The following is a 19,311-nucleotide window of genomic DNA, read 5'->3' as shown; positions in this document are numbered from 1 at the left end:
CCCCCTTCCGAATATCAGCTGGTCCGAATCTTCTTCACCTTTTCCTTGTCCGCCATCGGTTCTGGTTGTGCGGATCCTGTTGTCGCTACGATCGGCCCGTTCCTTCCACGGGCACGGTGTGATACGACGGGCGGGGTCGACGCCTCGACAAGCGGGAACAAGCCGCCCCGTCCGTCGCGTTGACCGCCCCGGGACTGGCCACCGCGGCGGCCGACCCCACACTGGAGGCGCGAACAGGAGGCGAGATGCCCGTCCCCGAGACCGACCACGGCTCGACCATCCGGGTCGAGGTGCTGGGTCCGGTGCGCGCGTGGCGCGGGGACGTGGAGATCGAGCTCGGCGCGCCCCGGCAGCGAGCGGTGCTCGCCGTGCTGGCCAGCAACGCGGGCCGGGCGGTGTCGCGCACCGAGCTGATCGACTCGGTCTGGGGCGAGGCGCCGCCGGCCAGCGCCGAGGGCAGCGTGCACACGTACATCGCGGGCCTGCGGCGGGCGTTGGAGCCGGACCGTACCAACCGCGCGCCGTCCCAGGTGCTGGCCAGCGCCGGGTCCGGCTACCTGCTGCGGCTGCCCGAGAACCAGGTCGACCTGACGGCGTTCGAGTCGCACCTGGCGGCGATGCGCGAGGCCGGCACGGACACGCAAACCGCCTTGGCCCATGTGGAAAGCGCGATCGCGCTGTGGCGCGGCGCCCCGCTGTCGGGCATTCCCGGCCCGTTCTCGGAGCTGGAGCGGACCCGGCTGGCGGAGCTGTACCTGAGCGCCGTCGAACACCGAGCGTCGCTCATGTTGCGCACCGGCCGGGCCACGGATGTGGTCGCCGAGCTGTCCCGGGTCGTGCACGAGCATCCGTTGCGGGAGAGGCTGCGCGGGCTGCTGATGAGCGGGCTGTACCGCTGCGGGCGGCAGGCCGAGGCGTTGGAGGTGTACGCGGAGACGCGGCGGACGCTCGCCGCCGAGCTCGGCGTCCAACCCGGGCCGGAGCTTCGCCAGCTGCACGAGCAGATCCTGGCCAACGACCCCGACCTGTCCGACCGGACTCCGCGTCCCGCCGCCGCTGCCGCCGTGCCGCCCAGTGGGCGCGTGGTGCCGGCGCAGCTGCCGCACGACATCTCGACGTTCACCGGCCGCGACAAGGAACTGGCGCTGCTGCGCCAACATCTGGACACCACCGAGCGCGGCGTGCTGATCGCCGCCATCGACGGCATCGCGGGAATCGGCAAGACCGCGCTGGCGGTGCACTTCGCGCACCGGATCGCCGACCGCTTCCCGGACGGCCAGCTGTACGTGAACCTGCGCGGCTTCGACCCGAACCAGCCGCCGCTGGCCGCCGTCGACGCGCTGGGTCAGCTGTTGCGCGGCCTCGGCGTCGAGCCGCACCAGGTGCCGTCCGCGGCCGAGGAACAGGCCAGCATGTACCGCAGCCTGGTGGCGGGAAAGCGCATTCTGGTCGTTTTGGACAATGCGGCCAGCACGGACCAACTGCGCTCGCTGCTGCCCGGCTCGCACACCTGCATGGTGCTGGTCACCAGCCGCAACCGGCTCGGCGGCCTGGTCGCACGGGACGGGGCCTACCGGATCACGCTGGACGTGCTGTCCGCCGGCGAGTCGCGCGAGCTGCTGGCCCGCAGCGTCGGCGAGGAGCGGCTGGCCGGCTGTCCCGTCGCGCTGGCCACGCTGACCGACCGCTGCGGGCACCTGCCGCTGGCGCTGAGAATCATCGCGGCCAACCTGACCGCGCGGCCGCACATGACCGTGGACGACCTGGCCGAGGCGCTGTGCCACGAGCGGGACCGGCTCGACGTGCTGGCCTCGCCCGACGACGAGACCACCGCGGTGCGGGCCGTGTTCTCGTGGTCGTACCACGCGCTGAAGCCCGAGGCGGCGCGGCTGTTCCGGCTGCTGGGCCTGCATCCGGGGCCGGAGATCGGCACCGCGGCCGCCGCCGCGCTGGCCGACGCGCCGCTGGTGGCCACCCGGCGGATGCTGGACGGGCTGAGCAGTTGTCATCTCGTGGAGGCGATCGGCCGCGACCGCTACCGGCTGCACGACCTGCTTCGCGTGTACGCCACCGAACGCGCGCTGACGGACGAGCGGGCGGACGAGCGAGCGGCGGCGACCGGCCGGCTGATGTCGTGGTACCTGCACACTTCCGGCGCCGCCGACCGCACGCTGATGCCACAGAACCGGCCAATCCCGCTGGAGCCGGTGCTGGAGCACTGCGAGCCGCTGGCGTTCGAGACGTACCACCAGGCGCTGGCGTGGCTGGAGCAGGAGCGGGTCAATCTGGTCGCCGCGTGCCTGGAGGCCGGCCGGCTCGGTGATCACGAGACCGCGTGGAAGCTGCCCACCGCGCTGGTGTACTTCCTGGAGCTGCGCTCGTACTGGGAGGATTGGATCGCCACCGAGTTGGTCGCGGTCGACGCCGCGCGGGCACTCGGCGTCCCCGAGATCGAGGCGTTGGCGCTGCGCAGCCTCGGCAACGCGTACTGGCGGCGCAACCGGTACGACGAGGCGCTGGACTGTTTCCAGCAGGGGCTGCGCATCACCCAGCGGCTCGGCGACCAGCAGGGCACGGCGACGCTGCTGTACGACATCGGCGCGGCCTGCCGGCTCGGCGACGAGTCGCTGCGCCACCTGCGGCAGGCGCTGGAGATCTTCAGCGGGCTCGGCGACCGGCGGTACGAGGGCATGACCCTGGTCAAGCTGGCGCGCACGCACCGCAATCGCGGCGAGGTCGAGCAGGCGCTGGAGCACCTGCGGCAGTCGCTGGAGATCGTGCACGAGCTCGGCGACCGGCGCTGCGAGGCGTTCGGCCGGCTGGAACTCGCCCGAATCCACTGCGACCTGGGCAATCACACCGAGACACTGGACAACGCCCGCTGGGCGTGTGAGGTGTTCCGGGAGCTCGGCGACCGGCACGGCGAGGCGTGCGCGCTGCACGTCTGCGGCACCGCGCTGCAGGCGCTCGGCGACCTCGCCCAGGCCCGTGAGACGCTGCTGGACGCCGCCGCCATCTTCGCCCACATAGGCGACCCCCGAGCGGATGAGATAGCCGCGCTGCTGGCCGCCTGATCACCAGCGGGCATCGCGTTGCCCGCCAGTTGGTACACAGGAAAGCGCGAGGCCCCGACCCGCGCGGAACGCGCGGCAGAGACACTGAACCCCTCTGATCCGGAGTGCGTCGTGGTGGTCGGGCGGTGGTAATCCACCGCCGGTACGAAGGCCGGGTGGTGCGACTCCTCCACGCCCCCCACCGCGCTGCCCGGCCCTCGTACCGCCTCGGCGGAAGGACAGACCCGATGACAGTGCTCGACTGGTCGGTACCGGTGCTGACCGTGGGAGATCCGGTTGAGGCGATCGGGATGCGGGCCGGGCTGGGCGCCGAGGTGAACTCGATGCTGTCGATGGCGATGCTGTCCGGGCCGGTCATCGCGTATGCGGGCACGCCGGAGCGCTGGGTGTTCCTGACGGCGCCGGTGACGTCCACCTCGAACGCGGTGCTGGCGGACCTGGTCCGGCTGGGCGTCAGCCTGTTCCCGATGGGATCGCTGATCGCCTTGCCGTGCAACGACAATCTCGCCGCCGCCCGCTGGATCAACCGGCCGGTGCCGGCCCGGGCGCTGCCGCCGTGGCAGGCGGTGGTGGCGGCGGTGCGCCGGACCTCGTCGGTCAGCTCCGGCTGGCTGTGACCCCGGCGATGATCAGGTCCAGCCCGGCCCGGAAACTCTTGTCCCGCAACGCCCGCTGACCCGGCTCGGCCGGGAAGCCGTCGCGTGACTGCTCCTCGATGGCGAACCCGTTGACGTAGGCGAAAACGGTGTCCACGGCGACGGTCGCGTCGGCCGGCGGGATGCCGGCGGCGGTCAGCGCGCCGATGAGCCGGTGCCAGAACCGCTGCGCGGTCTCGTCGGCGGGCACCAGGTAGGTCGCCATCAGCCGAGCCCCGTCGCGCCGGGTCAGCATGGTGGCCCGCGCGCCGACGGCGGCGTACCGGAGCATGCCGGCCCAGTCCTCGGGCGGCTCGCCCGCGCTCCCGGCGTCGGCCGTCAGCCGCGCGACCATGGCGTTGAGCAGCGACCGCTTGCTGTCGAAGTGCCGGTACAGCGCCCCGGGCTGCACGCCGAGCTTCTCGGCCAGCTTCCGCGTGGTCAACGCGTCCAGACCCACCTCGTCGAGCAGGTCCAGCGCGGCCGCCAGCACCTCGTCGCGTCGCGATGTCACGGGCACAGCTTGCCATCCCGATCGATGTGAACTAAGTTCACGTGAACTTAGTTCACATCGGGAGGGGGACGATCATGAAGGTTGTGGTCATCGGCGCCGGACTCGGCGGCCTGGCACTGGCCCAGCGGCTGGTCCGAGCCGGCATCGACGTCGAGGTGTACGAGCGGGACAGCGCCGTCGAAGCCCGCTTCCAGGGCTACCGGATCGGGTTCGGCGGCCCCGGCATGGCGGCGCTGGAGGGTGCGGTGCCGGCGCGGCTGCACCCGCTGCTGGACGCGGTCAGCGGCCTGATCGAGGGCACCGGCCGAGCGGTCGACTCCCAGCTCAATGTGCTCGAGGAGAAGGAGCGGGACGACGACGAGGGCCGCATGTTCGACCGGAACGTGCTGCGCCACCTGCTGATCGCCGGCCTCGACGACCAACTGCGCTTCGACATGAAGCTCGACCGCTACGAGGAACTGCCGGATGGCCGGGTCCGTGCGCACTTCGCGGACGGCACGACGGTCGACGCCGACGTGCTGGTCGGGGCCGACGGCATGGGCTCGACGGTCCGCCGGCAACTGCTGCCGCACATCGGCGTGCACGATCTCCCGGTGTACGGCGCGATCGGCCGCACCCCCATCGCCGGCTTCGAGCACCTGATCCCGGGCTGGAGCACGGTGGTCAGCGCCAAGGACGTGCAGCTGATGCTGGGCCGGATGGTGTTCCAGCGGCCGCCGGTCGAGGCGGCGGCCGAGCTGGCGCCGGACGTGCGACTGCCGGACACGCCGAGCTACATCCGCTGGGTGCTGATGCTGCCCGGCGCACCGGAAACCCTCGACCTGCAACCGGTTCTGGACCTGATCGAGGACTGGCACCCGGACCTGAAGGCCCTCATCGCCCACGCCGACACGGCCAACAGCGGCGTCTCCCCGATCAAGGAGGGCGATGCCGTCGAGCCCTGGCCGACCCGAGCCGTCACGCTGCTCGGCGACGCCGGGCATCCCGCGCCGCCCGGCGGCCTCGGCGCCAACCTGGCCATGGTCGACGCGGAAGTGTTGACGGACAAGCTGATCGCCGTCCGCGACGGGCGCATGGACAAGATCGCGGCGTTGGCCGGCTACGAGCGGACGATGTGCGAGAACGCCAAGATCGGCCGCGAGTCGGCCGCCCGGGCGTTCAAGAACCTCGCCAAGCTACGCGCCGAAGCCTAGCGGCCACTCCAGCGACGCGACGCCGGGATAGTCCACTGTGGACATGCTCTCCCGGTCCGCCACGGCTCGCTCCAGCCGGCCCAGCGACTGCTCGGCCACGTCGTCCTCGACCAGCAACAGCCGGGTCTTGCTGGCGTACACCACGCGGAACCTGGTGTCCGGCAGGAACACCACCCGGTCGACGGCGTTGCCGATCCCGTCGACCTTGCGGCCGTTGACCGACCACACCACGTACTCCACCGGGCCGGGCAGCTCGGCGTCCAGTTTGGACGCGGTGTTGAGGAATGCCTTCTCCGTGAAGACATCCCCGATGTCCAGCGTCTCCTTGCCGTAGCAGAGCACCGCGCCCTCGAAGGGGGGCATCCGCCGCAACCCGGAAACCACGCAGCGGACGAACGGCATGAGCTGCCCCAGATCGCCGGCGCGCAGGGCCGAGTTGACCATCTGCTCGCTGGCCAGCAGGTACATCTGCGCCGCGACGAGGTCGGTGACCACCGCCTCCAGCGTGGCGTCCTCGGGGGTGCGCAGGCCGGGGTGCTTCGCGATCAGGCGGAGCACCGCGGCCGCGTGCCCCTCGTAGTTCTCGCCCAGCGTGTGCCGCACCCAGTCCCGCTCGGCCTGGGTGCTGCGCTGGTGCCAGATCGGCTCGGGTTCCGGCTCCGGCTCCGGCTCGGGCTCGGCCACCGGTTCCGGCGCGCCCAGGTTCACCTCGGGGTCGACCTCGTCGAAGTGCTCCCCGGAAGTGTGTTCCGTGTCGAAGTGCTCCTCGATGACGGCGGTCGTCTCCTCGGGCTCCTCCCGGGGCGTCGCCGACTCCACGAGATGCTGCGGCACGATCGCGGTCGGCCCGTCGTCGGAGTGCTTGCCGTGCGCCATGTCGTCGTCGTCATCGAGATCGTCGAGCTCCGGCTCCTCCGCCAAGGGCTCCATCTCGACGTCGGTGTCCTCGATGGCCGGCGGCACGGTCTTCGCCGATGCCACCACGGCCAGCGGCCGTGGCGCGGGCGCCGGCTCGGCCGGCTTGTCCTCGACGAGTTGCGAGGCGTCGCTGAACACGAACCGAACCGCCCGCTGGGTGTCCGGGTCCAGCCGGGAGTACAGCTCCGTGGCCGCGGCGAACAGCTCCGGCGAGGTCGGCATACCCGGCACGCCGACGGTGATGCGGGCCCACAGCGGATCCATCGGCAGCGTGCGGACGTTGCTGTTCGGCGGCGGCTCGGCCGGGTCGCGGATCCACAGGCCGCTGTTGACCAGCTCCACCACCGCGCCCTCGGCCAGCTGGTAGACGCCCGGACGCAGCGTGACCAGGCCGCCGACCGGGGCCCGGTGCTCGATGATGCTCGGCGGCATGGCGTTCGGCGTGGTCCGCGGCCAGTAGCCCAGCTCGGTGGTGAACGGCCGCCAGGACGGCTGCCCCTGCGCGTCGTAGGCGACGACGTCGACGCCGTCCGCGCCGAGCACCGGCAGCCCGGAGTAGACCGCGATCCGCTCGCCCACCAGGTCGGCGATGATCTGGCCGATCGGCTCGTCCGCGTAGGCGGTTCCCAGCGGCGCGACCCCGTACGGCGCGATGCGCACCTTGGTCCGCGCCGGCATCGGCAGCGCGGTCAGCAGCGCGCGGATCTCCTCCGGCGGCACCGGCCGTTCCTCGGGCCCGCCGAGCACGATGGTCAACACCTCGGGCCGGCACGGCAGCGCGAACACCGGCCGGGCGTGCTCGCGGCTCGGGCCTTCCGTCACCGACGGCATGGCGTGCATCCACAGCCCGGCCGGGATCGGCTCGGCCACGCCGACGCGGCCGGAGGCCCACGGCTTGCCCGGCGTCATCGGCTCCCACTCCGGGGCCGGGAACCGGCTGCCCATCGGGTCCGGTGGATGCCCCGGCCGGAAGCGGTACCAGCAGCCGGCGCCGTGCGAGTCGATGACAAACGCGGAGCCGCCGGGCACCGGCAGCAACACCCCGTCCGGGGCGACGACCTCGACCTTCAGCTGGTCGGACAGCCACTGCGCGGGCGACCCCAGGTCGCCGCTGCCGGCCCGGGACACCGCCAACCGGATCGGGCCGCGTTTGCGCAGGGCGGCGACCAGCGCGGTCCACACCTCGGGGCCGGAGTCGGGCGGGAAGTCGGCGACGACCACCGTGCGCTCGGGGTCCCCCGGTAACGCGTTGGCCAGCACCCGAGCCGCCTTGCTCGCGCCGTTCGGGGAGCACACGACGAGCGCGGATCCCACCTGACGGCAGTCGAACTCGATGACCTCGCCCCCCGCATCGGGCCCGTCGCTGATCGGCACACCGTGCACACTGCCGCATCCGAGGGAATCTGGCACCCCATTGGGTGGCTTGCGGTACGTCACTTCTTGTTCAGGAGGGCAGAAACCGCCGCCGCCTGTGGCGAGTTCAACTCCGTCAGGAGGGTCTGGGCGCTGTGCAGGTGCTCGTCGCCGAGCTCGTGCTTGCCCAGCGCGTGCAGGGCCTTGCCCAGCTCGGCGACGGCCATCGCGTGCATGTGGGCGTCGCCGATGGCCTCACCCAGCTCCCGGGCCCGCGACGCGGCGGCCGCGGCCTGCTCGGCGCGCCCGTCAGCCAGATAGCCCCTGGACAGCATGACGAGATTGTGGCCCTCGCCGAAGCTCTGCTCGATGCCCAGGCAGACCGCCAGTGACTCCTCCAGCGGGTCGATCGACTCCACGAGCCGGCGGAACCGCTGGTAGACCAGGCCCATCATGAACAGCGTGCGGGCCAGGCCCGTCTCGTTGCCGAGCTGTTCGTGCAGTTCGCGACTCTTCTCACACGCGGCCATGGCCAGCTCGAACTCGCCGCGCTCGGACTGGGTGCGGCCGATCGTGCCCAGCACGTACGCCTCGCGCACCACGTCGCCGGCGTCGTGCGCGACGGCGAGGGCCTGTTCCAGGTGGGCCAGCGACTGCTCGCCGTCGCCCATCCGGAACTCGACGCTGCCCAGCAGGTCCATCGCGGTGGCCAGGGCGACGGCGTCGCCGGCCTTCTCGGCGGCGGCGATGGACCGGCTCAGCTGGTCCTGGGCCTCGGGCAGCTGGAACCGCCGCAGGTGCGCCTCGCCCACCTTGCGCCGGCCCCACGCCTCCACGCGCAGGTCGCCGGTGCGCTCCGCGTCGCGCACGGCCAGCTCGCCGATCTGCCCGATCTCGCCGAAATGCGTGCCGTTGGCCAGGTACAGCTCAAGGAACGTGATCAGGTCGACGACGTAGTCCGAGGGCAGGTCCGGGTCGGTCAGGAACTGCCGGGCCGACGCCAGCAGCGCCGGCTGCTGGTCCTCGAACCAGGCGAACGCCGACTTCAGGTCGTCCAGCTCGACGCCGCCGGCGTAGGGCCGTCGGCAGAAGCGCTCCTTCGGCCACGCCGGCGCCTGGATCAGCCAGCCCGCGGTCGCCGCGGTGCCCAGGTAGTGGTCGCCGAGCCGGACCATGGCGTCGATCCGGTCCTGCTTGCTGTCGGTCTGCGCGGCCCGCTGGCGGGCGAACAGCCGCAGCAGGTCGTGGTACGCGTAGTGGTCCGGCGAAGGGCTGGCGACCATGTTCAGGTCCACCAACCGCTCCACCACCGGCTCCGCGCTGGGCTCCGGCTCGCCGACCAGCGCCGCGGCGGCCGGCAGCGACAGGCCCGGCCCCTCCGGCAGCGACATCAGCCGGAAGGCGCGGGCGGACGTGGCGTCGAGCTGCCCGTAGCCCAGGTGAAAGGTGGCCTCGACCTCGAGGCTCCCCACCCGTAACTCCGACAGCCTGCCCCTTTCTCGCGCGAGCTTGTCCGCCATCGAGCGGACCGTCCACTGCGGCCGGTCGACCAGCTTGGCCGCGGTGATCCGCAGCGCCAGCGGCAGCCGCCCGCAGGCGTCCACCACCTCGGCCACGGCCGCCGGCTCCTGGCCGGCCCGGTCCGCGCCGATGGTGCGGCTGAACAGGGTCAGGGCCTCTTCACGGGACATGCCCTCCAGCTCGGCCTGCTCGTCCCACTGCATCTCCGGCAGCCGGCGGCGGCTGGTGACCAGCACGCCGCAGGTCGCCGAGCCGGGCAGCAGGTGCTGGATCTGGGCCGCGTCGGCGGCGTCGTCGAGCACCACCAGCACGCGGCGGGACGCCAGCACCGAGCGGTACATCGCGGCCCGCTCGTCCAGGTCGGCCGGCGTGGAGTTGGGGGACACGCCGAAGGCCCGCAGGAACGCGCTGAGCACGTTGAGCGGGTCGGCGGCGTCCGGGCCGGCGCCGCGGAGATCCACGTACAGCTGGCCGTCGGGGTAGTGCTGGCGCACCTGGTGCGCCGCGTGCACGGCCAACGCCGTCTTGCCCACGCCGCCGATGCCGGCCACCAGCGCCCGCGGCGGCGCCGTTCGGTGCGTACGGGGCGTCAGCATCGCCGTGAGCCGCTTCACGAGCGCCGTGCGGCCCGTGAAGTCGGCGACGTCCGCCGGGAGCTGTGCGGGCGAGATCGGGGCCGGCAACGGCTCGTCCATGAACGGCACGATGGGCCGGCGGCTCGGCTGTGCCGGCGGCGGCGCGACCGGCTGCTGCCGGGGCTCGTCGACGGCCAGCAGCCGGTGGTGCAGTTCCCGCAGCTCGGCGCCCGGTTCGATGCCCAGCTCGTCGACCATCACCCGGCGGGTGTCGGTGTAGACCTGCAGCGCGTCGGCCCGGCGGCCGGACCGGGACAGCGCCTTCATGTGCAGCGCCCGCAAACGTTCGCGGACGGGATGGGCCGAGGTCAGCGCGGCCAGCTCGGTGACGGCGGCGGTGTGCCGGCCGAGCGCGACCATCAGCTCGAGGCGCTCCTCCTGGACGCCGAGCACGATCTCGCTCAGCCGGGCCCGTTCGATGACCGCACCCGGTCCCGGGATGGCCGACAACGGCTCGCCCTGCCACATGGCCAGCGCCTTGGCGTACCACTCCACGGCGTCGCGGGCGTTGCCCTCTTCCCGGTGCTGGCGGGCCAGTTCCAACGTCTTCTCGAACTCGCGCAGGTCGTAGCCCGCGGAGCCGACCGCCAGCGAGTAGCCGTTGCCGACCGAGCGCAGCACGCTGGCCTGGCCGCGGCGGGGCCGCTCCGGCTCCAGCACGCTCCTGAGCATCGACACGTGCGTCTGCACGACCCCATGCACGCTCGCCGGCGCCGATTCACCCCAGACGGCGTCCACCAGCTCCGAGGCCGTCACCACCTGGTCCGCGCGCAGCAGCAGGGTCGCGAGGACGGCCTTGCGCTGCGGCGGACCCAGCGTCAGTTCGCGGTCGCCACGCCACACCCGGACCGGGCCGAGCAGGGTGAACCGCAGGGGCTCGCTCGAGGTCGAGGTACTCGGCACGCTGCGATTGTGGCCGCCTCACACGCCGAGGGCCAAACATCGTGATCAGGTGCCCACCGATCGGCCTAGATAACGCCTGCTCGCAAGGCGTAGGCGACCGCGTGCGGACGGTTGCGCAGCCCCAACCGGCTCATCACCGCATACACGACATTCTTCACGGTCCGCTCCGAGTAGGACAGCTTCTCGGCGATCTCCGCGGTGTCCCAGCCCTCGGCCATCAGCCGCAGCACGTCCACCTCCCGCGGGGCGAGGCCGGAGGTGGTCAGGCCGCGCGGGCCGAGCACGTCCCGCTGCAGCCGCTCCACCTGCGACAGCAGCTCGCCGAGCAGGTCGGGCGGCAGGTCACCACGGCCCCTCGCCGCGGCGACCACCGCGCCGGCCAGGCGGTCCCCGGTCGCGTCCGCCCTGGGCAGCACGCTCACCACCCGGCACTCCACGGCGGCGAGCAGGTCGGCCTGGCGCAGCTCGTTGGTCACCAGCACGCAGCGCGCCGAGGAGTTCTCGGTGAACCTGCGCAGCGCCGACATGACCTCCGAGGTCACGACGTCGGCACACACCACGAGCACGGCCGCCTCGCCGAACTGGCGCTCCCCCACCAGCTGGAACTCCGGACGTGCGCGCAGGTGGCTGGCCACTCCCGCCAGGGTGATCGGGTCTCCCGCGTGAACCCCTACCCGAACTCGCTCCACCGTTGCTCCTCCTATGGGATGACCCCCGTGATCCCTCCTGTAGCTGAGTGTGTCGGGCCCCACTTCTCGAACTCTTCACGGTGACTCCATGCCGTGAAGTGCTGCCCGATGCCCCCTTGTCAGGGGGCCATTCAGCGTGTACCGGCGGGACGGAGACATACATCGAAGTCCGACAGAAACATCCCAATATATGAACCGGGGTTACACGGGCCGCGGTGGCGAAGACTCGGGCGAGCCGCCGGTCAGCGGCCCTGACCAGGTGGCGTAACACCGGGGAAACACCGTCGAAATCCGGCGGAAATGGCTGCTCCGGACCGTTCGGCGTCATGGACCCGCAACCGCGACGTCCCCGGGCGGACCGGGCGAGGCAGATCGCCGACGCGCTGCGCCGGCAGGTGCTCGACGGCGACTTCACCGACGGCGTGCTGCCGGACGAGCGACTTCTCGGTCGCGAGTTCGGCGCCACCCGCAACGCAGTGCGGGAGGCGCTGGAGCTGCTGCGCGCGGACGGGCTCATCGAGCGGTCGCCGGGCGTCGGCACGGTGGTCGTGGCGCGGAAGTACCCGCACGGGCTGAACCGGCTGATGGGGCTGGCCGAGACGCTGCACGAGCACGGCGTGGTCAGCAACGAGGTCCGGACCTCGGGTGTGGTGACGGCGACCGGGGTGCTGGCCGAGCGACTTCTCGTCCGGCCCGGCGACCCGATCGTGTGCATCGAGCGGCTGCGCCGGCTGAACGGCCTGCCGCTGTCGCTGGACCTGACCTACCTGCCGGTCGATGTCGGCGAGCCGCTGCTGGCCGAGGACCTCGTCAACAACGACGTCTTCGCGCTGCTGGAGCGCATCTGCGGGCAGCCGCTCGGCCGGGCCGAGGTCGGCATGGAGGCCGTCAACGCCGATCCGCACGTGGCGTCCGTGCTGGATCTGCCGCGCGGCGGGGCGCTGCTGCTGGTGGAGCGGCTGACCCACCTGGCCGACGGCCGGCCGGTCGACCTGGAGTTCATCCGGTTCCGCGGGGACCGGCTCACCATGCGCGCCGTACTGGATCGATAGAGGGGTTCGTTCCCATGGCTTTGGTGCCCAACCGGGCGGATGTCCCGGTCGTGATCGATGAGTCACTGTGCGTGAAGGGCTGCCGACTTTGCGTGGACGTGTGCCCGCTGGACTCGCTGGCCATCAATCCGGAGACCGACGTGGCCTACATGCACGTGGACGAGTGCTGGTACTGCGGCCCGTGCGCGGCGCGCTGCCCCACCGGCGCGGTCACCGTCAACATGCCCTACCTCATCCGATGAGACGGGCCTGGCCGGCGCTGCTGCTGGCGTTGCTGACGGGCTGCTCGGTGGCGTCGGGGGCGACGTCCTCGGTGGTGACGGTGGTGGTCGGCTACCAGTCGAAGACCATCAACACCGTCACCGCCGGCACGCTGCTGCGCGCCCAGGGGTACCTGGAGCGGCGGTTGTCGGCGTTGGGGAAGCGGACCGGCAAGACGTACCGGGTGGAGTGGCAGGACTACTCCACCGGCGCGCCGATCACCGCGCAGATGGTCGCCGGGAAGATCGACATCGGTTCGATGGGCGACTTCCCGCTGCTGATCAACGCCTCCCGGACGCAGGAGTTCGGCGACGGGCGCACCGAGCTGGTGTCCGCCACCGGCTACAACCTGCGCGGGGCGCTGAACATGGTCGTCGTGCCGCCGTCGTCGCCGGCGCACTCGTTGACCGACCTCCGCGGCAAGCGCATTTCCACAAGCATCGGGTCGGCGGGAAACGGCACGACCGTTCGCGCCTTGAGCCTGGTCGGCGTCGACTCCGACCGCGACGTGCAGATGATCAACCAGGATCCGGCGGTCGGGGCGTCGGCGCTGCGGGCCGGGGCGGTGGACGCGCTGGGGCAGTTCGTGGCGTGGCCGGGGCAGCTCGTGTTCGCCGGCCAGGCCCGGCTGCTGTACGACGGCGCCGCGCTGAACCTGCCCACCTGGCACGGAGTCGTGGTCCGCCAGAAGTACGCGACGGCCAATCCCGATGTGGTGAAGGCGTTTCTGCAGGCCCAGCTGGATGCGACGGCGTACCTGAACGCGCATCCGATGGAGGCGGCGTTGAAGGTCGCGTCGGTCACCGGGCTCGCGCCGGAGGTGGTGTACCTCTACAACGGGCCCAACGGCCTCGTCACCTTCGACCCGGCCCTGCGCCCCGATCTGATCTCCGCCCTGCAGAAGGACATTCCGTTCCTGCGTTCCATCGGCGGCATCAAGGGGCTGGATCTTTCCTCCTTTGTGGATGGTGGCCCGCTCGCCACATTGTCCGTGCCGGCCGTGCATCGACCCGTGAACGCCGGCGAGGTGTGGTTCGCGGGCTCCGCGGCAACCGTCACCGCGCCGACCCCGGAGGCGTTGCTGCGCACGATCCGCGACAGCGGCAAGAAGGTCCGCGCCGCGTACATAGACGACGCCGACACCGGTACGCGCTGGTTCGCCGACAAGTCGTACTGGGTCTACGGCAACGGATTGCGCCCCTTCGACGTCGAGGCCGAGGCACGCGCCTACGTGAGTTCCCATCCGGGTGCCCGAATCGTCGACTACCCCACCGCATTGAGGCTGGCATGAGAAAACACCTGCTGCGCGGCGGTTCCCTGGTCGCCGCCCTGCTGTTGTGGCAGCTGCTGACGAGCCTGCACGTGGACTTCTGGCTGCACTTCGACCGGCTGCCGACGGTCGTCGACGTCGCCAGGGACTTCGGCTACCAGCTGCAGACGTCCATGTACTACCGGGATCTCGGCGACAGCCTGGCCCGGATCCTGATCGGCTTCGCGCTGGCGGCGCTGGCCGGCGTGGCGATCGGCGTGGCCGTCGGGCGGTCCGCGCTGACCGGCGACCTGGTGTCGCCGCCGCTGGAGGTGCTGCGGCCGATCCCGGCCATCGCGATGGTGCCGATCGCGATCCTGCTGTTCCCCAGCAACGAGCAGGGCATCGTGTTCATCACGTTCCTCGCCGCGTTCTTCCCGATCCTGGTGTCCACCCGGCACGCCGTCGCCGCGCTGCCGGTGGTGTGGGAGGAGGCCGTGCTGACGATGGGCGGCAACCGGCGGCGGGTGCTGTGGAGCGTGGTGCTGCCCGGCGCGCTGCCGGGCGTGTTCTCCGGCCTGTCGGTGGGCATGGGCGTGGCGTGGATCTGCGTGATCTCCGCCGAGATGATCTCCGGCCAGTACGGCGTTGGCTACCGGACCTGGCAGGCGTACACGGTTGTCGACTACCCCGGCGTGATCGTCGGCATGCTCACCATCGGGCTGCTCGGCTTCGGCAGCGCGGCCGCGGTGGAACTCGTCGGCCGGCGGGTCACCCGCTGGCTGCCTCGCGAAGCGGAGGTCGCGCGATGATGCTGATCGAGGACCTGTCCGTCGGCTACCGGGAAAACCCGGTGCTGCACGGGATCGACCTCAAGATCGAAGCCGGCGAGATCCTGGTGCTGGTCGGCGGCTCCGGTTGCGGCAAGTCGACCGTGCTGCGCACCCTCGCCGGGCTGCACCGGCCGGCGGGCGGCACGATCACGTTGGACGGCCGGCCGATCGTACGGACCTCGGCCGAGCGGGCGTTGGTGTTCCAGGAGGACGGGCTGCTGCCGTGGCGCAGCGTCCGCCGCAATGTCGAGCTGCCGCTGGCGATCCGTGGCGTGTCAAGGAATTCTCGCCGCGAGCAGGCGTTGTCGTGGATCGACCGCGTCGGTCTCGGCGGCTACGCCGATCACCTGCCGCGGGAGCTGTCCGGCGGCATGCGGCAGCGGGTTCAGCTGGCGCGGACGCTGGCCAGCGGGCCGCGGGTGATCCTCGCCGACGAGCCGTTCGGGGCGCTGGACGCCCAGACCCGGCGGGCCATGCAGCTGCTGCTGGTCGACGTGTGGTCCCAGCAGCCCACGACCATCGTGTTCGTCACGCACGACGTCGACGAGGCCGTGTTCCTCGGCGACCGGGTCGCCGTGCTCGGCGGCCGGCCCACGTCGATCAAGTCCATCGTGGACGTTCCGTTTCCGCGCCGTGACGGTGACAACTCCGCCGCCCGCGCCGAGATCCTTGCCGCACTGGGGAGCACGCAGTGACCGAACGCCGTGAGCTGAGCTGTGACGTGCTGGTGATCGGAGGCGGGACCGCCGGCACCATGGCCGCGATTTCCGCCGCCGAGCGCGGGGCTTCCGTGCTGCTGGTGGAAAAGGCGCACGTGCGGCACTCCGGGGCACTGGCCATGGGCATGGACGGCGTGAACAACGCCGTGATCCCCGGCAAGGCCACGCCCGAGGACTACGTCGCCGAGATCACCCGGGCCAACGACGGGATCGTCAACCAGCGCACCATCATGCAGACCGCCACCCGCGGCTACGACATGGTGCGGCGGTTGGAGGGCTACGGCGTCAAGTTCGAGAAGGACTCCTACGGCGAGTACGCCGTGCGGCGGGTGCACCGCTCCGGCAGCTACGTTCTGCCGATGCCCGAGGGCAAGGACGTCAAGAAGGTCCTGTACCGGGTACTCCGTGAGAAGCGCATGCGGTCGCTGGTGACGATCACCAACCGGGTCATGCCCGTGCGCGTGCTCACCTCCGGCGGTCGGGCCGTCGGGGCGGTCGGCTTCGACACCCGCAGCGGCGACTTCGTCACCGTGTCGGCCAAGGCGGTGGTGTTGGCGACCGGCCCCTGTGGACGGTTGGGGCTGCCGGCCAGCGGCTATCTCTACGGCACGTACGAGAATCCGACCAACGCCGGCGACGGCTACTCCATGGCCTACCACGCCGGGGCCGAGCTGTCCGGCATCGAGTGCTTCCAGATCAACCCGTTGATCAAGGACTACAACGGCCCCGCCTGCGCCTACGTGGCCAACCCGTTCGGCGGTTACCAGGCCAACGCCGCCGGCGACCGCTTCGTCGACTGCGACTACTGGTCCGGCCAGATGATGGCCGAGGTGGCCCGGGAGATCCACTCCGAGCGCGGGCCAATCTACCTCCGGTTGTCCCACCTGCCCGAGGAATCCGTGCGGGCCCTGGAAGGCATCCTGCACACCACCGAGCGGCCGACCCGTGGCACCTTCCATGCCGGGCGTGGGCACGACTACCGCACGCACGACGTCGAGATGCACATCTCCGAAATCGGTTTGTGCGGCGGGCATTCGGCCTCCGGGGTGTGGGTCGACGAGAACGGCCAGACCACCGTGCCGGGGTTGTACGCCGCCGGCGATCTCGCCTGCGTGCCGCACAACTACATGATCGGCGCCTTCGTCTTCGGCGACCTCGCCGGCACCCACGCCGCCGGGCTCGACGTGCCGCTGGTTTCCCTGCCGGAGGACCAGATCTCGGACGCCCACGAGCTCATCTACCGGCCACTGTCCAATCCGGACGGTCCACCGCAGCCCCAGGTCGAGTACAAGCTTCGTCGGCTGGTCAACGACTACGTGGCTCCGCCCAAGAGCTCCAACCGGCTGGAGATCGCCGTCGAGCACTTCGAGCGCATGCGCACCGAGATCGCCGCCATGGGCGCTCGGACCCCGCACGAGCTCATGCGCTGCGCCGAGGTCAGCTTCATCCGCGACTGCGCCGAGATGGCCGCCCGGTCCTCGCTCGTCCGGACCGAGTCCCGCTGGGGGCTCTACCACGACCGCATGGACCACCCCGACCGTGACGACGACGCGTGGTTCGCCCACCTCAACCTCCGCCGCGCCCCCGACGGCGCCATGGAGTTCGTCCGCCGCCCCGTATCCCCCTACCTGGTGCCCGTGCCCGAATTCCCCGCCCCCACCGGCGGTTCCCCGTCGGTCATCGCCCGCTACTTCCCCGCCTCCGTTGCCGTTCAGTCGGTTTCGCAGCACCGTTCCCGTTCGGTCGGCGGCTCCGCCGACCTCGTCGCCCTCCTGGCCCTCGCCGACGCCTCCCCGGCTCTCGACGACCTCCGCCCCTACCTCGCCAGCCCTGTCGAAGAGGTCCGCGTCACCGCCGTCACGACCTTGACGGAGACCACCCCCGCCGGGTTTGCGCTGGCGCTGGCCGAGGCCTTCGACGACCCTGCTCCGGCCGTCCGCCGGGCTGCAGCAGCCGGGTTGCGGGAGTTGGTGGAGGTCGTTTCCGCTTCCGACCCGCTGGCCGCCCGGCTCGTCCGCGCCGTCCGCAATGCCGAACCCGCCGTCCGCTCCGCCGCCCTGTATCTGTTGCGGTCCCTGCGTGTCGGGTCGCTCGCCGCCTTCGCCGAGGCCCTCGCCGACGACGAGCCCGAGGTGCGCATCGAGGCCGTCCACGGCCTCGTCTCCCTCGATGCCATCGGCCCGCTCACCGCTGCCGTCGGCGACTCGTCCCGTGAGGTCCGCATCGCCGTGGCACAAGGGCTCGGTTCCATCGCGGATGCCGCAGCCAAGGCCGCGTTGGTGCCGCTCGTCACCGATACCGACCCGCTTGTCCGAGCCGCCGCCCTGGCCTCCGGCGCCGACACGTTGCTGCCCTATGCCGCCGACGCCCTCGCCGACCCCGCCTGGCAGGTTCGCGAGGCGGCCACCGCGGTGGCCGACACCGGCCAACTGCTGGCCGCCGTTGCGGACCCGCACCCCAACGTCCGCCGCGCCGCCGTCCGTGCCCTGGGCCAGCTCCCCGCCTCCGCCGAGTCCGTCACCGTACTCACCGAGGCCCTCGCCGATCCCGACGCCGACGTCCGGGCCTACGCGAGGCACGCCCTCCGCTAATCCTCGCTGGAAAGCACGCGCAGCACATCCTCGGCAAGGAACAGTCTGGCCCGGCCGGTGCTGGGCACCTCGGTCAGCACGCCGACCTCGGCCAGACGCTCGACGTTGAGAGTCGCACCGCGATGAGTCACGCCCAAGACCTTCGCGGCACGGCCAATGGTCATCGCTGGCGTCTCGAACAGCGCGTCGACCAGGCGCGGGGCCAGGCTGGACGACTTCGTTCCGGTCACCCGGCCGCGTAGCTCCTCACGCAGGCCCTGCAGTGCCTGCGCGCGACGCAGTGCGTCCCCGGCCTGGTTCGCCACCACATCCAGGAAGAAGGAGATCCAGCCGGTCCAGTCGCCGTCGATCGTGACGGCCAGCAGCCGCGCGTAGTACTCGTCCCGGCGCGGCTCCAGGTACGCGGAGAGATCGAGCAACGGAGCCGGCAGCAGGCCCCACTCGACGAGCAGCAGCGCGACCAGCAGACGACCGACCCGCCCGTTGCCGTCGATGAAGGGATGAATCGCCTCGAACTGGTAGTGCAGGCACGCAATGGTGATCAGCGGCGGCAGGTCGTGCTCGACATGCAGGTACTTCTCGAAGGCGTCGAGGCACTCCCACATCCGCTCCGGAGGCGGCGGCACGTACGTGGCCGTGTCCAGCACGCAACCGGGCGGTCCGATCCAGTTCTGGGTACGCCGGAACTCGCCCGGCGTGGCGTAGCCGCCGCGCACGCCCGACAGCAGGATCTCGTGGGCTTCCCTCAGCAGCGACAGGCTCAGCGGCAGCCGCCGGTCCGGGTCGAGCACGTGTTCGACGGCGGCAACGTAGTTGTAGACCTCGGCGACATCGCCGGTCGGCGTGGCGGCGGGCGCGACCTCGTAGCGCACCAAGTCGGACAGGGTTGCCTGAGTGCCCTCGATACGGCTGGACAGCACGGCCTCGCGCCGAACCATGGTCTGCGCGAGCAGGTGCGGGTTGGGCAGCGTACGGCCGACCCCGGCGAGCTGGCCGAGCGCGCGGTCCGCGGCCGAGAGCCGGCGCACGAGCCCGACATCGAAGGCGACGTCGGGCGGCAGATCCGGCGGGACGAACGCGAGATAGCCGCGCTCGCTGCGCACCACGTGGTCACGCTGCCGACCGCTGAACACCTCGACAAGCACAGCTACCTACCTTCAAATCCGTATCA

Annotated in this window: 14 protein-coding genes; 9 read left to right on the top strand and 5 right to left on the bottom strand. The window is 71.5% G+C overall.

All coding sequences use genetic code 11. The annotated features are described in order from the left end of the window. The first annotated feature begins 245 nt into the window (after nucleotides 1-245). Together BJ998_RS22665 and BJ998_RS22660 are read left to right on the top strand one after the other, a co-directional pair. Nucleotides 246-3,074 (top strand): AfsR/SARP family transcriptional regulator, encoded by a 2,829-nt coding sequence (locus tag BJ998_RS22665; RefSeq protein ID WP_184864609.1) that lies wholly within the window; start codon nucleotides 246-248, stop codon nucleotides 3,072-3,074. 227 nt (nucleotides 3,075-3,301) lie between these two features. Further along, a complete protein-coding gene (locus BJ998_RS22660) occupies nucleotides 3,302-3,691 on the top strand; it encodes a hypothetical protein (RefSeq protein ID WP_184864608.1) in 390 nt (129 codons plus the stop codon). Here the strand turns inward: BJ998_RS22660 and BJ998_RS22655 are convergent. Further along, nucleotides 3,672-4,223: a TetR family transcriptional regulator gene (locus tag BJ998_RS22655; RefSeq protein WP_184864607.1), complete on the bottom strand. Its 552-nt coding sequence runs from the start codon at nucleotides 4,221-4,223 to the stop codon at nucleotides 3,672-3,674. The genes BJ998_RS22660 and BJ998_RS22655 overlap by 20 nt on opposite strands. Nucleotides 4,224-4,297: 74 nt before the next feature. Between BJ998_RS22655 and BJ998_RS22650 the strand changes: the two genes are divergently transcribed. After that, nucleotides 4,298-5,416 carry an FAD-dependent oxidoreductase gene (locus tag BJ998_RS22650; protein ID WP_221338090.1) on the top strand — a complete coding sequence of 373 codons (1,119 nt, stop codon included), beginning with the start codon at nucleotides 4,298-4,300 and terminating at the stop codon, nucleotides 5,414-5,416. On the opposite strand, the gene BJ998_RS22645 is transcribed toward BJ998_RS22650, so the two are convergent. The 3 genes from BJ998_RS22645 to BJ998_RS22635 form a co-directional block, all read right to left on the bottom strand. Further along, nucleotides 5,399-7,708 (bottom strand): hypothetical protein, encoded by a 2,310-nt coding sequence (locus BJ998_RS22645; protein WP_184864605.1) that lies wholly within the window; start codon nucleotides 7,706-7,708, stop codon nucleotides 5,399-5,401. The genes BJ998_RS22650 and BJ998_RS22645 overlap by 18 nt on opposite strands. Nucleotides 7,709-7,767: 59 nt before the next feature. Then, nucleotides 7,768-10,746: an AfsR/SARP family transcriptional regulator gene (locus BJ998_RS22640; RefSeq protein ID WP_184864603.1), complete on the bottom strand. Its 2,979-nt coding sequence runs from the start codon at nucleotides 10,744-10,746 to the stop codon at nucleotides 7,768-7,770. A gap of 65 nt (nucleotides 10,747-10,811) precedes the next feature. Further along, nucleotides 10,812-11,381, bottom strand: coding sequence for a helix-turn-helix transcriptional regulator (locus BJ998_RS22635; protein ID WP_273935956.1), 570 nt, complete (start codon nucleotides 11,379-11,381; stop codon nucleotides 10,812-10,814). A 380-nt stretch (nucleotides 11,382-11,761) separates the two neighbouring features. Here BJ998_RS22635 and BJ998_RS22630 point away from each other — a divergent pair, with 380 nt between their 5' ends. From BJ998_RS22630 to BJ998_RS22605, 6 genes are read left to right on the top strand one after another with little or no spacing between them, the layout of a single operon-like run. Beyond that, a complete protein-coding gene (locus BJ998_RS22630; RefSeq protein ID WP_184864602.1) occupies nucleotides 11,762-12,487 on the top strand; it encodes a GntR family transcriptional regulator in 726 nt (241 codons plus the stop codon). Between the two features lie 14 nt (nucleotides 12,488-12,501). Continuing rightward, the gene (locus BJ998_RS22625) at nucleotides 12,502-12,729 is read left to right on the top strand and encodes a 4Fe-4S dicluster domain-containing protein (protein WP_184864600.1); all 228 of its coding nucleotides are present in this window, start codon (nucleotides 12,502-12,504) and stop codon (nucleotides 12,727-12,729) included. Continuing rightward, on the top strand, nucleotides 12,726-14,039 hold the full coding sequence (locus tag BJ998_RS22620) for an ABC transporter substrate-binding protein (protein WP_184864598.1): 1,314 nt from the start codon (nucleotides 12,726-12,728) through the stop codon (nucleotides 14,037-14,039). Before BJ998_RS22625 ends, BJ998_RS22620 begins: the two co-directional genes overlap by 4 nt. Further along, entirely contained in the window at nucleotides 14,036-14,809 is a 774-nt protein-coding gene (locus tag BJ998_RS22615) for an ABC transporter permease (protein ID WP_184864596.1), read from the top strand. The genes BJ998_RS22620 and BJ998_RS22615 overlap by 4 nt, the downstream gene beginning before the upstream one ends. Beyond that, nucleotides 14,806-15,525, top strand: coding sequence for an ABC transporter ATP-binding protein (locus BJ998_RS22610; protein WP_184864594.1), 720 nt, complete (start codon nucleotides 14,806-14,808; stop codon nucleotides 15,523-15,525). The genes BJ998_RS22615 and BJ998_RS22610 overlap by 4 nt, the downstream gene beginning before the upstream one ends. After that, nucleotides 15,522-18,140: a fumarate reductase/succinate dehydrogenase flavoprotein subunit gene (locus tag BJ998_RS22605; protein WP_184864592.1), complete on the top strand. Its 2,619-nt coding sequence runs from the start codon at nucleotides 15,522-15,524 to the stop codon at nucleotides 18,138-18,140. The genes BJ998_RS22610 and BJ998_RS22605 overlap by 4 nt, the downstream gene beginning before the upstream one ends. Here BJ998_RS22605 and BJ998_RS22600 read toward each other — a convergent pair. Next, nucleotides 18,137-19,285 carry a Fic family protein gene (locus tag BJ998_RS22600; RefSeq protein ID WP_184864590.1) on the bottom strand — a complete coding sequence of 383 codons (1,149 nt, stop codon included), beginning with the start codon at nucleotides 19,283-19,285 and terminating at the stop codon, nucleotides 18,137-18,139. The genes BJ998_RS22605 and BJ998_RS22600 overlap by 4 nt on opposite strands. Nucleotides 19,286-19,311: the final 26 nt, after the last annotated feature.

The sequence above is a fragment of the Kutzneria kofuensis genome, assembly GCF_014203355.1.
In the GTDB taxonomy this organism is placed as follows: Bacteria; Actinomycetota; Actinomycetes; order Mycobacteriales; family Pseudonocardiaceae; genus Kutzneria; species Kutzneria kofuensis.
This window is presented reverse-complemented; position numbering and strand designations above follow the sequence as displayed.